Annotated in this window: 11 protein-coding genes; 7 read left to right on the top strand and 4 right to left on the bottom strand. The window is 45.6% G+C overall.

All coding sequences use genetic code 11. From position 1 onward, the window contains the following. Positions 1–2: 2 nt before the first annotated feature. Complete coding sequence (locus tag R8N49_RS23190) at positions 3–926, bottom strand: D-2-hydroxyacid dehydrogenase (protein ID WP_054577304.1); 924 nt, start codon at positions 924–926, stop codon at positions 3–5. Between the two features lie 66 nt (positions 927–992). Here R8N49_RS23190 and R8N49_RS23185 point away from each other — a divergent pair, with 66 nt between their 5' ends. Next, entirely contained in the window at positions 993–1,580 is a 588-nt protein-coding gene (locus tag R8N49_RS23185) for a YjaG family protein (RefSeq protein ID WP_005382520.1), read from the top strand. A 79-nt stretch (positions 1,581–1,659) separates the two neighbouring features. Here R8N49_RS23185 and R8N49_RS23180 read toward each other — a convergent pair whose 3' ends face one another. After that, positions 1,660–2,793, bottom strand: a complete 1,134-nt coding sequence (locus tag R8N49_RS23180) for a hemolysin family protein (protein ID WP_054579646.1) — start codon at positions 2,791–2,793, stop codon at positions 1,660–1,662. Positions 2,794–3,046: 253 nt separating this feature from the next. On the opposite strand from R8N49_RS23180, the gene hupA reads away from it, so the two are divergent. Both hupA and R8N49_RS23170 read left to right on the top strand, forming a co-directional pair. After that, positions 3,047–3,319, top strand: coding sequence for a nucleoid-associated protein HU-alpha (gene hupA / locus R8N49_RS23175; RefSeq protein WP_005382524.1), 273 nt, complete (start codon positions 3,047–3,049; stop codon positions 3,317–3,319). A gap of 39 nt (positions 3,320–3,358) precedes the next feature. Next, positions 3,359–4,057 (top strand): DUF1481 domain-containing protein, encoded by a 699-nt coding sequence (locus tag R8N49_RS23170; protein ID WP_033907149.1) that lies wholly within the window; start codon positions 3,359–3,361, stop codon positions 4,055–4,057. An 83-nt stretch (positions 4,058–4,140) separates the two neighbouring features. On the opposite strand, the gene purD is transcribed toward R8N49_RS23170, so the two are convergent. Both purD and purH read right to left on the bottom strand, forming a co-directional pair. Further along, entirely contained in the window at positions 4,141–5,430 is a 1,290-nt protein-coding gene (purD, locus tag R8N49_RS23165; RefSeq protein WP_132937365.1) for a phosphoribosylamine--glycine ligase, read from the bottom strand. Positions 5,431–5,624: 194 nt separating this feature from the next. Continuing rightward, the gene (purH, locus tag R8N49_RS23160; RefSeq protein ID WP_053303479.1) at positions 5,625–7,217 is read right to left on the bottom strand and encodes a bifunctional phosphoribosylaminoimidazolecarboxamide formyltransferase/IMP cyclohydrolase; all 1,593 of its coding nucleotides are present in this window, start codon (positions 7,215–7,217) and stop codon (positions 5,625–5,627) included. A gap of 265 nt (positions 7,218–7,482) precedes the next feature. On the opposite strand from purH, the gene zntR reads away from it, so the two are divergent. The 4 genes from zntR to R8N49_RS23140 all read left to right on the top strand — a co-directional run bounded on the left by zntR (position 7,483) and on the right by R8N49_RS23140 (position 13,860). Beyond that, the gene (gene zntR, locus R8N49_RS23155) at positions 7,483–7,881 is read left to right on the top strand and encodes a Zn(2+)-responsive transcriptional regulator (RefSeq protein WP_005382529.1); all 399 of its coding nucleotides are present in this window, start codon (positions 7,483–7,485) and stop codon (positions 7,879–7,881) included. A 163-nt stretch (positions 7,882–8,044) separates the two neighbouring features. Then, a complete protein-coding gene (cadC, locus tag R8N49_RS23150) occupies positions 8,045–9,607 on the top strand; it encodes a lysine decarboxylation/transport transcriptional activator CadC (protein WP_005382530.1) in 1,563 nt (520 codons plus the stop codon). A gap of 656 nt (positions 9,608–10,263) precedes the next feature. Next, positions 10,264–11,607: a cadaverine/lysine antiporter gene (gene cadB, locus R8N49_RS23145; protein WP_005434864.1), complete on the top strand. Its 1,344-nt coding sequence runs from the start codon at positions 10,264–10,266 to the stop codon at positions 11,605–11,607. Between the two features lie 117 nt (positions 11,608–11,724). Beyond that, the gene (locus R8N49_RS23140; protein WP_017635553.1) at positions 11,725–13,860 is read left to right on the top strand and encodes a lysine decarboxylase CadA; all 2,136 of its coding nucleotides are present in this window, start codon (positions 11,725–11,727) and stop codon (positions 13,858–13,860) included. The last annotated feature ends 517 nt before the right edge of the window (positions 13,861–14,377 follow it).

Below are 14,377 nucleotides of genomic sequence, written 5' to 3'. Positions count from 1 at the left end.
TCTTAGTAACCCTTTTCGAAATCCACTTGATAATTTAATGAAAACCCATCGCGCCAGCGTAGATAGTTGTCAGCAAAAATCTCGATGACTTGCTCGGGAAAACTCAGCGCAGCAATGTGTGGAGTGATGGTGACTTGCGGTAGTTTCCAAAATGGATGCTCTACCGACAACGGTTCTTGCTCAAACACATCTAAGAAGGCGTGTTCTACCCAACGGTTTTTCAGAGCGAAGAGCAACCCTGCCTCATCCAGTACGTCGCCACGACCTACGTTAAACAATAACGCCTGATTTAGTTGGCTGAGCGTTTGACGATTAAGTAACTGTCGCGTCTCAGGTGTACTTGGTAGAGTATTCACAACGATGTCGGCTTGCTCAAATGCCTTACTTAGTTCATTGATATGAAAGGTCTGATGAAACTCGCCGCCTGGAGTAGGGATACCTGTGCGGTTAATACCGATAGTTTTTATCCCCATTGCTTTAGCGGCGTTGCCCAGATAGCCCCCAATGCTACCGGTACCAAGAATTACCATGGTTTTACTTTGTAATGACGTGTATAGGTGAGGCTGCCATTGTTTGTTTTGTTGCTGCTGGTGGTATCGGGCAAAGTGGCGGTAATGGGCAATACTGTAACCCAAAACATATTCAGCAATCAGTGGACCAAAGATGCCTCGAACGTTAGTTAGAGTATAGTCCTGACGAAGGCTAGGGGATGTTAAGGCGTTGACACCAGCAAACGTGGATTGTACCCATTCAAGCTGTGAAAACTCGTCTAAGCTTTGTGATAGTAAGGGTGGATCCGCTAGTACGATCTGAGCGGCTTCTGGTTGGTCGGTGAGACAAAGATCGGGCAGATTTTTCTCTGCCAGTAACGTTTTGTAGGTGTCGCGATGCTCTGAGAGCAGGAAAATCTGATTTGAATGCGGCATTAACTTTTTTCCCTGTGATGAATCAAGTACACTTTCGCTGTTTTTTTCTTCAATGATTGAGTGACTATGCTTAAGAATCCTCTTCAGGTTCGTTTAGAAAAACTAGAACCTTGGCAACAAATTACCTTTATGGCGTGTCTGTGTGAACGCATGTATCCAAACTATGCGATGTTTTGTGAGAATACAGAATTTGCTGACCCGCGTGCTTACCGAGCGATTCTTGATAGTGTATGGGAAATTTTGACAGTTAAGAACGCGAAAATTAACTTCGAACGTCAATTGGAGAAGTTAGAAGAGTTGTTCCCAAGTGCGGATGAGTTCGATTTTTACGGCGTTTACCCAGCGATGGACGCGTGTCAGGGTTTGTCTACGTTACTGCATGGTCTATTGGACCGCGACTACCTTTTCGATTCAATGCTTAAAGTGAGTCAACAGTCGGTACAAACCGTTGCTGATCTAGAGCAAGCACAAGGCGCAGAGCCAATCACTAACGACAACCAGAAAGAAAACGAAGCCGTATGTGAAGAGTGGGACGTCCAGTGGGCTATCTTCCGTCCGCTGCGTGAAGCGGTAGAACGTGACATCAGCTTGATTAAAGATTTGCGTGAAGAGCTACGTGAAGAAGGTGTGAGCAACATCGGTATTGCACTTTAATCGTTGAATAAATAGAAAAAGGCATCCTAACTGGATGCCTTTTTTGTTTGTGCGTTTAAGCTGTTATACCTAATGCTGATTACGATTCTTTCGAGTCGGATTTCGGTGGCTCTTGAGCTTCTGGCTCTTTATCCTGCTTCTCCGGCTCATTATCTTCTTCATCGTCATCGCGGCTTTCGATTACGCCGTGCATTTCTTTCCAGCTTTCCCAGCGTTGGTAAGCCAGCTCCTGCATGTCAGTGCTTTTATCTGCTTCGTCGATGATCTCCTCGCCTACGAGGTGTTCAAAAATATCTTCCAACGTTACCAAACCTAGCACGGTACCGTATTCATCAACAACAAGTGCCAGCTGTAAGCGATGAGTCATCATCTGGTCGAATACTTTAGGTAAAGTGGTATTGTTTAGCACCACTTGAATTGGGCGCATGATTGCTCCCAACTGTTTCTGTCCACAACCTGATTGTTGTAGTTTGAACAACTCAAGGCGATGCACAAAACCAATGATGTTATCTTTCTGTTCGCTGTAAACCAATGGGCGTGAGAAAGGCGTATCTTTGTGTTTTTCTAGGAACTCATTGATGGTCATTGTGGCATCGACACGGAATACTACTGGTCGTGGCGTCATAACCTGCGTTACGGGTACATCTTGGATGCCAAGCAAGTTGCTTAAGATTTTTGATTCACCCTCGGCAAATTCACCGCTTTCACGTGCCAGAATCGCCATTGCAGACAGCTCATCACGCATCTTTGGAGCTTCGTGGTTACGAGCAAGACGCTTGGTGATTTGCTCTGAGAACCAAACAAAGGGTGTAAGCGCCCATACCATCCAACGCAATGCGACCGCGGCAGCGGGTGCCAACTGGCGCCAGTAGGTCGCGCCAATCGTCTTCGGTACGATTTCTGAAAGCACTAAGATCGCCAATGTCAGCACTGCCGAAAAGATACCTAATGCTTCGCTACCAAATACAACCGCAGCTTGTGCACCAGCAGTGGCCGCGCCGATCGTGTGAGCGATGGTGTTTAAAGTCAGAATAGATGCCAGTGGTCGGTCGATATCTGATTTCAGCTTAGCCAATTGCCCAGCTGCGGGATGCCCCTGTTGATTGAGCTGCGCAATGTAGCTCGGACTGATACTCAGCAGTACCGCCTCCAGCACCGAACAGATAAACGAAATGCCGATTGCAATAGAGATATAAATGGATAACAGCAGCATAGTTGCCCTTGAATGTAGTTTGATAGTGGTTATTTGCAGCTATTATAACCGCAAAAGTGACTTATAAATTGGTCCAAATACCTTGGAAAGCAAGGGTTTTCAGGGGGTATGTGGTAACAAATTGTGAGTTATTACTCATATTATGGCTAAAAGTACGTCAGAAAATCGAAAGATCGCTTACAAACCTTTGCCAGATGGGGCATTTATGTTTTAGAGTGAGACGAATTCGATAACCTATGAGAAGGGAAACCTAATGAACAAGACCCAATTAATCGACTTTATCGCAGAGAAAGCAGACCTATCAAAAGCACAAGCAAAAGCTGCTCTTGAAGCGACTCTTGATGGTGTAACTGGCGCACTTAAAGAGGGTGACCAAGTTCAACTAATTGGTTTTGGTACATTCAAAGTAAACCACCGCGCTGCACGTACTGGTCGTAACCCTAAGACTGGTGACGAGATTCAAATCGCAGCAGCTAACGTACCAGCATTCGTAGCAGGTAAAGCGCTGAAAGAATCAGTAAACTAAGTTAGAATGCACCGAGGTATCCTGCCTCGGTGCAATTTCATGAAAAAACATCTACTCACTTCACTTCTCCTATCTAGCCTTACCCTTTTTGGCTGTTCGTCGGTTGAAACTCCTAATTTAGAACAATTCACGCATTTTTCTGGTGGTAAAGTTGCGGGAGATGCTAGCAGCTTGTACTGGATGACAGAGAAACTCACTCGTGTGAGTACGGCGGCTGATTATGTGACTATGGTGGACAATGGTTGGTTCCAGAGTGATTATCGCTGGGATGAAGGTGAGTTGCGAGAGTTGATTCGAAAAGGCGAGCAAGTTGATACCAAACAAGAGTTGGTGCCTTTTCAAATCCACATCCGTTTCAATAAAGATGGCGAAGCGGTTTACCAAAAATATCGTGTTAACCGTAAAGTCTTACCACTTCAGCATGACCAATTAGAGCGCTACAAAGCAGAAGCGAATGACGTAGTGGCATCGGTTAAGGCGCAGTCTCGTAACAATCAGAGCCTTATTCAAGGTTATTGGAATGGTCAATCGTTTGAAACCTGCAAAGGTAAGGTGTTCTCGACGCTCGAGTTTAATCAGACGTTGCCAAAATTTATTATCGAGCGTCTCTCATCGGTAGACAGTTATGTGGCTTTTGTCGGCAAGCAGTCACGAAACAAAGCAATGGTCGATGAACTGTTGATGCTCAATGACGATGACTTTGATTGTGTTTCTCGGCCAACGTTGATCTCTGAATAAACATTGCTTCGAATTCTGTCGAACAAGAACAATAAAAAAGGCGCTGAGTGCGCCTTTTGTTTTTTAGCCAACTCATGTTGTTTTTATTTTTCTTGCTCACGTGCAATTGCACGGTAGCCGATGTCGTTGCGATGGAACATGCCATCCCAACGGATCTGTTTTGCAAGCTCGTAAGCACGCTGCTGCGCTTCTAATACACTGTTGCCAAGTGCGGTTGCACAAAGAACACGACCACCGTTTGTCACGATGTCGCCATCTTTGTTATCTGTACCAGCATGGAAGACTTTTTCGCCTTCAATTTCAACTTGTGGCAGACCCGAAATAACGTCGCCTTTGTTGTACGCTGCTGGATAACCACCGGCTGCTAGCACGATACCAATCGATGCTCGTGGATCCCACTTCGATTCCGCTTGATCCAGTTTCTCGTCGATTGCCGCTAGGCACAGATCAACAAGATCCGATTCCATGCGCATCATGATAGGTTGTGTCTCAGGATCACCGAAGCGGCAGTTGTACTCGATTACTTTCGGAGTGCCGTCTTTGTCGATCATCAGACCCGCGTATAGGAAACCAGTGTAAGGGTTACCTTCAGAGGCCATGCCACGTACTGTTGGGTAAATCACTTCTTCCATGATGCGGTTGTGGATTTCCTGTGTTACCACTGGAGCTGGAGAGTATGCTCCCATGCCACCGGTGTTAGGACCAGTATCTTTGTCGCCTACGCGTTTGTGGTCTTGGCTGGTGGCCATTGGCAGAACGTTCTCACCATCCACCATCACGATGAAGCTTGCTTCTTCACCATCTAGGAACTCTTCGATAACGACACGACTACCAGCATCACCAAATGCGTTGCCTGCTAGCATGTCTTTGATTGCGTCCTCAGCTTCTTCTAGCGTCATTGCCACAATCACGCCTTTACCAGCTGCAAGGCCGTCGGCTTTCACCACGATCGGTGCACCTTGCTCACGCACGTAAGCCAGTGCAGGCTCGATTTCAGTGAAATTCGCGTAGGCACCCGTTGGAATTTGGTGACGAGCAAGGAAGTCTTTGGTAAACGCTTTAGAGCCTTCAAGTTGCGCTGCGGCTTGGGTAGGACCAAAGATTGGTAAGCCCGCTTCGCGGAACGCATCAACCACACCAATAACCAATGGTGCTTCTGGGCCAACGATAGTCAGTTCAATCGCCTTCTCTTTGGCGAAAGCAACAAGGCCAGTGATGTCTTCTACATCGATGTTTACGTTCTCTAGTTTTGGCTCTAGTGCTGTACCTGCGTTGCCTGGAGCAATGAAAATAGTCTCAACATTTGGGTTTTGCGCTGCTTTCCAGCCTAGCGCATGTTCACGACCGCCTGAACCAATGATTAAAACTCGCATATGAAAATCCTTAATCTTATAAATACCGTTTGCTCAAACTCAGATATTTCGCAAAGACCTGAGTATGGCCTCTCTAATTCAGTGGGACGAGGACAAGGCGACAAGTGAACTTATTCCTATGAGCATAGTATGCTATGTGATTAGGATAAGTGAACGCCGTCAACGCAGTTATCGTCCCAGTGAAGACGAGAGGATTAGTGGCGGAAGTGACGCATACCGGTAAAGATCATCGCCATGCCGTGTTCGTCTGCTGCTGCAATAACTTCGTCATCACGCATAGAACCACCTGGTTGGATAACACACTTGATGCCCGCTTCTGCAGCCGCGTCGATGCCGTCACGGAATGGGAAGAATGCATCTGATGCCATTACACAACCTTCAACCTGTAGACCTTCGTCTGCAGCTTTGATGCCTGCGATTTTCGCAGAGTAAACGCGGCTCATTTGGCCAGCACCTACACCGATAGTCATGTCGCTTTTCGAGTAAACGATCGCGTTAGATTTCACGTATTTCGCTACTTTCCAGCAGAACAGTGCATCTTTTAGCTCTTCTTCTGTTGGCTGGCGCTTAGAAACCACTTTTAGGTCGTCTAGGCTTACCATGCCTTGGTCGCGGTCTTGAACCAGTAGACCGCCATTCACGCGTTTCACGTCAAAGCCAGTTGTCTTCGTTGTCCATTCGCCACACTCAAGTAGACGTACGTTCTTCTTCGCGGCAACCACTTCAATTGCTTCAGCAGAAACAGAAGGTGCGATGATCACTTCAACGAATTGACGCTCAACAATAGCGGTTGCTGTTTCAGCATCCAGTTCTTGGTTGAATGCAATGATGCCGCCGAATGCAGATGTTGGGTCAGTTTGGTAAGCACGGTTGTACGCTTCTAGGATGTCTTTACCTAGAGCAACACCGCATGGGTTTGCGTGTTTTACGATTACACATGCTGGCTCGTTGAACTCTTTCACACATTCAAGCGCTGCGTCCGTGTCTGCGATGTTGTTGTAAGAAAGGGCTTTACCTTGGATTTGGCGAGCAGTAGAAACGGATGCTTCTTGTGGGTTTGCTTCAACGTAGAATGCGGCTGCTTGGTGGCTGTTCTCACCGTAGCGCATGTCTTGCTTCTTCTCGAACTGTTGGTTGAACGTACGAGGGAATTTGCTCTCTTCATCACCGTCTTTGTTCTCACCGTAAGATGGAACCATAGTGCCGAAGTAGTTTGCGATCATGCCGTCGTAAGATGCTGTGTGCTCGAATGCTGCGATAGCTAGGTCGAAACGAGTTTCGAGAGTGAGAGATTTGTCGTTTGCGTCCATCTCTGTAATTACGCGGCCGTAATCACCTGCATTAACAACGATAGTCACGTCTTTGTGGTTTTTCGCTGCAGAACGAACCATTGTTGGGCCGCCGATATCGATGTTTTCAACAGCGTCGGCTAGTGTACAGCCTTCTTTGGCAACGGTTTCTGCGAATGGGTATAGGTTTACGACAACCATATCGATAGGGTTGATGCCGTGCTTTTCCATCACGTCATCATCTTGGCCACGACGACCAAGCACACCACCGTGAACTTTTGGGTGAAGCGTTTTAACGCGGCCGTCCATCATTTCTGGGAAACCAGTGTAGTCAGAGACTTCGGTTACGGCGATGCCTTGTTCGGCAAGTAGGCGAGCTGTACCACCAGTAGATAGGATATCGACACCGCGCTCAGCAAGAGCTTGCGCAAACTCAACAATACCTGTTTTGTCTGATACGCTGATAAGCGCACGGCGAATAGGACGAGCGTTATTCATGCTTCCATTTTCCTCAAATTCACGGAGTTAAAGATGTTTGCCAAAAATGAACTTGTTTTTACCTCTTGGGGTAAAATATTGGCCAGTTTTGGTAAAGACCTTTGCAGGGTGTTTTCTGGTTAGAAAACAGTCTCCACATTTGATGGCGCGTATTCTAACCAATTTATTACAAAAAAGCTCGCGCAATCGTTTGGCATCTCAAAAATAATTGCAAAAAAGTTGTTCTTTAGCTTTAAAAGTAACGAGATAGTTAATAGGGAAAGTTATGTTTCAGATAGGTGAACTGGCAAAACGTTGTGGTGTGACTGCCGATACATTGCGTTTCTACGAGAAAAACGCGCTAATAAAACCCGCAGGACGAAGTGAGTCAGGCTATCGCTTGTATGATGAAGAGAATCAAAAGCAGGTGCACTTTATCCTCAAAGGTAAAGATCTTGGCTTGAGTCTGGATGAAATTAAAGACCTGTTAGAAATTAAGTTAGAAGCGACAGAACACAGCTGTGCAGAGGTAAAAGCCATTACTTCTGCCAAGTTAGAGCTGATTGATGGGAAAATTAACGAGCTGACGAAAATTCGCCGAGCGTTAAAGAAGATTAATGATGCTTGTTGTGGTCATACAGACGATGACGCCACACATTGCTCTATCCTTGCCGCACTTGAGTAGTCTCATTCTTGCATCACTTAACTTAAGTTTGCATTTTTGGCGACTTGCTTTTCTAGGTACATGCTGCTTTCCCACCTATAATCTTGCCTTTAGTTACTTGTAGGAATCGACCATTGTCTGATTCCTAGCGTAACGCTGTCTGTAGATACGAGAGTTTTCATACATGGTTGGAGTCTATTTTCAAATCAATGACTGGGTTTTGAGCGTTGATGAAAATAAGCTGTATCGACAAGATAGGGAAGTTACTGTTGAGCCACGCTTAATTAATCTTTTGCACTTCTTAGCGGAGCATGCGAATGAGGTGTTCAACCGCGAGGAATTGATTCAGTACGTTTGGGCTGGAGCGATTGTGACCGATCAAGTGGTGACTCAATCCATCTTTGAGTTGCGTAAGCTACTACGTGACGGTCGAGAGGAAAATACCAACTACGTTATCACGGTGCCCAAGCGTGGCTATAAGCTGGTAGCGAACGTGGTTACTATGACGCATGAAGAGTTTGTCACAAGTCGGCAAAATGAAGAGATCCCACCTTCTGTTGAAGAATCGGAAGAAGATTGTCTACCTATAGCACCAGCCGTTACCTTTCCTGCCGGTCCTCTAACTCGCGCAGTCTGCGAGATGTCAAAAGAGAAAAAAGCACCTCAGAGCAAAAACAAAATCAGCCCTTGGCGATTGGGAATTATGAACTTCATCTGGATCAGTATGTTGGTCGTAGTGATGGGCGTGTTTACCTACAAGCAGTCGGAAGTGCGTATTACCCAAGCCATCGATACCCATCTGATTGAGTTCAAGTTTCAAGATAATTTTACGAATGAAGGATTAAGCTACGATTTGGCAGACGGATTCGCCCAAAAGTTGATGTCCGACATTGCTCAAGTCAGTGATTACCGAGTCATGCTAAAGAAGGCGTCGTTTACTTCTGGCATTGTGCCTGGTAAATCGGTTGTGGTGAGAGTTCGTGAGAATGACGGTGGCAGCTTTTTAGAGGTGGAATATCGCAATAACTCATCTGAGAAAGTGTTGTTTAGTCGTCAATACGCGTTAACCAGTAGTCATTTAAAGACAGTGCTTCAACAAGCGTCGTTGGATTTGATGCAAGTGCTGAAAGTATCGGATGCCAAATTGAAATCTACGATGCTGGTGGCGGGAATGCCAATGAATCCCGACGCGTTGGAGTTGTTTGTTCAGGCTAACCATTACCTTAATGTCTCTGATACTAAACAATTCCGCCAAGGTATCGACTTGATGGAAAACATTTTAGAAATCGAGCCGGATAATGCTTACGTTCAAGCTGAGTTGTTGATTGCTTACCATGTACAAAAGGCACTTGATTTCTCACAGGAGTTGAAGAAAGGGCGAATGCAGCAGCTCAGTGAAGCACTAGAGACTAATGTGAAAATGATGGTGGGGCCAATTCAACCGCGAATTTATGAAGCTTTAGCACTGCACGAAACCATCATTGGTGACATGGCGTTAGCCAAGCGGCATCTCGGACAGGCATTGAGGTTACGTGATTCAGTGCTTTCCTATGTGATTCGCGGTAAGCACGCCGAATTGGATGGTGATCTGGATTTAGCCAGTGAGTCTTACAGTGAAGCTTTCTATATTGATACGTCGGTTGAGACGTACCTGCTGTGCGAAAACTTGGTCTTCCCAAGTAACATGAAGGCGATTGATTACGCCATGTATCGCGCCGTTCACCCTTCTGTCGTTCGAATGCTTTAATTCTCTCGGACTCAACGTCAGTCTAATGCTAGCCCCTCATTTCGGTGAGGGGCTTTTTTGTCGCTGTCGAAAAGTGAAAAGGGTGAGGCGGTGGGGCAATGACTTACGAAGGAGCTAACAACGCAAGCTTGCAACGGGAATACATACCCGCTTCTCTATCTCTATCTCTATCTCTATCTCTATTGATTGTATGAAGTGTCTGGCTGAGTTATGTGGCGAGAATGATTTTGATGCTTTCTTGCAGGCGAGATGAATATTGATGTGGGTCAAAAAGCGCGATCAGGGAGAGATTTATGGAATCAACACTTCAGGGAATTAACCCTTCGGGATGGGGAAGTTGATAGAGGTTGATAACTTTTATCGCGATGACCAACGAGTTGATGAGAGTTTATCTATCGGTAGAAGGTTTGATGTTTTTCTTATAACCGTATGAATAATATAGTTTTATATTTTTGTGTTTATCATGTTTATCTCAACTTGATGTTGATGAACTAATCATTTTATTGATAACACCAAGTTTATTTTTTTCCCGATTTTTGGGCGTAGTCTTCACTTCGAAATTTAGCGAGGTCGAGCAGGTTCTTCCTCATAGCACCTCGCTAATAACCATTCAGTTTGAGTCATGTTGACTCGAGTAGAATAGATTTGGAGATGTTATGTCATCGAATGCGAAAAAAATCGGCCTTATTGCCTGTACGGGTGTCGTAGCCGGTAACATGATGGGTAGTGGTATCGCACTATTACCTTCTAGTCTTGCCTCTGTAGGCTCTGTTTCAATCTTCAGTTGGCTGATCTGTTTGGTCGGTGCACTGAGTCTGGCGTTTGTTTACGCTCGTCTGGCAACCAAAAACCCACAAGAAGGTGGTCCTATCGCTTATGCTGGCGAAGTGTCTCCGGTATTTGGTTTCCAAACGGGCGTTCTTTATTACCACGCGAACTGGATTGGTAACCTGGCTATTGCCATTACAGGTGTTTCTTACCTTTCAGTATTCTTCCCTGTGCTTAATAACCCAATCCCAGCAGGTATTGCGACGATTGCATCGGTATGGATCTTCACTTTCGTCAACCTACTTGGTGGTAGCTGGGTAAGCCGTCTATGTACGCTTGGTCTAGTTCTTATCCTTATCCCAGTTGTTGGTACAGCCGCATTTGGTTGGACGCACTTCGATACTGCGCTTTACAGCCAAAACTGGAACGTATCAGCAGGCACTGACAGCCACGCGGTAGTAACAGCGGTTCTTATCTGTCTATGGTCATTCGTAGGTGTGGAATCAGCAGCGGTATCGACTGGTATGGTAGAAAACCCTAAACGTACTGTACCACTAGCAACTATGTTGGGTACTGGTATCGCAGGTGTGATTTACATCCTATCAACTCAAATGATCAGCGGCATGTTCCCAGCGTCAGAAGTTGCGGCATCAGGTGCGCCATTTGCATTAGCAACCACTGAGCTATTCGGTAGCTGGACAGCACCATTCGTATCAGCATTCACAGCGCTAGCATGTTTCACTTCGCTAGGTTCTTGGATGATGCTAGTAGGTGAAGCAGGTAAACGTGCAGCAAACGACGGCAACTTCCCTAAAATCTACGGCGAAACTGACAAAAACGGTGTGCCTAAGAAAGGTCTAATCCTTGCGTCAATCAAGATGACTGCACTGATGGTTGTACTGATGTTCTTCAGCTCTAAAACAGCACACGCATCAGACCTGTTCAACCAGCTAACGACTGACGCAGTTCTACTAACTATGCTGCCTTACTTCTACTCGAGCATTAACTTGATTCGCTTCGAAGGTATGACAACACGCAACGGCTTCGTAATGCTGTTCTCTGGTGTGGCTTGTCTGTTCTGCTTCATCGCACTAGCGGGTGCAGAGGGCGGTACGCTAACAGCAACCTTCATCGTGTCTCTAGTTATCTTGATGTTCTACAGCAAAAAAGCAGGTCTTGCTCAGTACGTGAAAATGCACGCTGACGACATGCCTGCCCAAGCAAGCAACTAATTCCCAAAACGCTGGCACTACGGTGCCAGCCCATAAAACCCAAATTCACGCGGCGCTCACCTTACTCATTGCCTGTAAATGGCAAAGAGCGCCCTCATTCGCCTTGGAGATGTCCAAATGAATATATTCGCTATCTTGAACCACATGGGTGTGTTCTTTAAAGAAGAGCCAGTTCGTCAACTTCACGCTGCTCTTGAGAAAGCGGGCTACGAAGTGGTTTACCCAGTAGATGATAAAGACTTGATCAAAATGATTGAGATGAACCCACGCATTTGCGGTGTGCTGTTCGACTGGGATAAATACTCACTAGAGCTATGTGAACGTATCAGCCAAATCAACGAAAAACTGCCTGTTCACGCATTTGCTAACGAACAGTCTACTCTAGACATTTCACTAACAGACCTACGTCTAAACGTGAGCTTCTTCGAGTACGCTTTAGGTATGGCTGACGACATCGCTATCAAAATCAACCAAGCGACTGAGGCATACAAAGATGCCATCATGCCTCCATTCACTAAAGCGTTATTCAAATACGTAGAAGAAGGTAAATACACCTTCTGTACTCCAGGTCACATGGGCGGTACTGCATTCCAGAAAAGCCCTGCTGGTAGCATCTTCTACGATTTTTACGGTCCAAACACATTTAAAGCGGACGTATCAATCTCAATGCCTGAGTTAGGTTCTCTACTAGACCATTCAGGTCCACATAAAGATGCAGAAGAATACATCGCACGCACATTCAATGCAGACAGCTCGTACATCGTAACTAACGGTACGTCTACATCGAACAAAATCGTTGGTATGTACTCAGCACCTGCGGGCAGCACAGTACTGATTGACCGTAACTGTCACAAATCTCTGACTCACCTAATGATGATGAGCGACGTGACACCAATCTACTTCCGCCCAACTCGTAACGCATACGGCATCCTTGGTGGTATTCCACAAAGCGAATTCAGCCGCGATGTCATTGCAGAGAAAGTGGCGAAAACACCAGGTGCAACAGCACCAACTTACGCAGTAGTGACTAACTCAACTTACGATGGCTTGCTGTACAACACACAATTCATCAAAGAGTCGCTAGATTGTAAACACATCCACTTCGACAGTGCTTGGGTGCCTTACACTAACTTCAACCCAATTTACGAAGGTAAATGTGGTATGAGTGGTGAAGCGATGCCAGGCAAAGTGTTCTACGAAACACAATCAACACACAAACTGTTGGCTGCGTTCTCACAAGCTTCAATGATTCATGTGAAAGGCGACTTTGATAAAGAATCTTTCAACGAAGCATTCATGATGCACACTTCAACTTCACCTCAGTACGGCATTGTTGCTTCTACTGAAACTGCAGCGGCAATGATGCGCGGCAACACTGGTAAGAAGTTGATGCAAGACTCTATCGATCGCGCAATCCGCTTCCGTAAAGAGATCAAACGTCTAGAAGCAGAAAGCGACAGCTGGTTCTTCGATGTATGGCAACCAGAAAACATCGATACCACGGAATGTTGGAAACTAGACCCTAGCGACACATGGCACGGCTTCAAGAACATGGATGACAACCACATGTATCTTGACCCAATCAAAGTAACGCTACTGACTCCGGGGATGAATAAAGAAGGCGAACTAGAAGAATCAGGTATTCCTGCTTCGCTGGTGGCTAAATTCCTAGACGAGCGCGGCATCGTGGTAGAGAAAACAGGTCCATACAACTTGTTGTTCCTATTCTCAATCGGTATCGACAAATCAAAAGCAATGCAATTGCTACGCGGCCTAACTGAATTTAAACGTGGCTACGACTTGAACCTAACCATCAAGAGCTTCCTACCTTCACTATACAACGAAGACCCAAGCTTCTATGAAGGCATGCGTGTTCAAGAACTAGCACAAGCGATTCATGACCTAACTAAGAAATACAACCTACCTGAGCTAATGTACAAAGCGTTCGATGTACTTCCAGAAATGAAAGTAACACCACACGCAGCATGGCAAGAAGAGCTTCGTGGCAACATCGAAGAAATCAAACTGGAAGAAATGGTTGGCCGCGTAAGTGCGAACATGATCCTTCCTTACCCTCCAGGTGTGCCACTAGTACTTCCTGGTGAAATGGTGACTCAAGAGTCTCGCCCTGTGCTGGACTTCCTAGAGATGCTTTGTGAGATCGGTGCGCATTACCCAGGTTTCGAAACCGACATCCACGGTCTATACCAACAAAAAGATGGTAGTTACACCGTAAAAGTATTGAAGAACTAAGTTCCTCTCGAAGATGACGCCATTGGGAATGCAAGCATGCTCCACTCTTACGAGCTCAATGCGTCATCGAACAATAACGACATTTAGATATACCCCTAACTCATCTGTCGTAAAGATAAGGGCAAGGATGCTCTGATCTTTTCTTCTATATATAGAAGAAACACTTTTCCAAGACTTCACCTGAAGTACCCCAAATAAAAAGCAAAGACCAAAAGAGCAGTTCGTCATCGTTCTGCTCTTTTTTCGTCTTTATATAGATAGAAAGAGAAAAAAGAACCAAGAGAGATAAGATCAGCAATCAAAATCACAAAGAAATCGGCGATCTTTTAATGCAGAAGTCAGGTGTTTCATCATGAAAAGATCCTCTGCAACCCGAAATATTAGACAAGATCGTTGAGTATCTATGCAGAATGCTCGTTATTTGTTCGGTTGAAAGTTTTTTTGCAAAAAACGCTTGTACTAATTTCTCAACTCCCTATACTGCGCATCCACCGACACGGAGTGAGACGAAAGTCAC

This window comes from Vibrio sp. 1978, from assembly GCF_033344345.1.
Note: the sequence above shows the minus strand (reverse complement) of the source record. Positions and strands in the feature narration are given on the sequence as shown.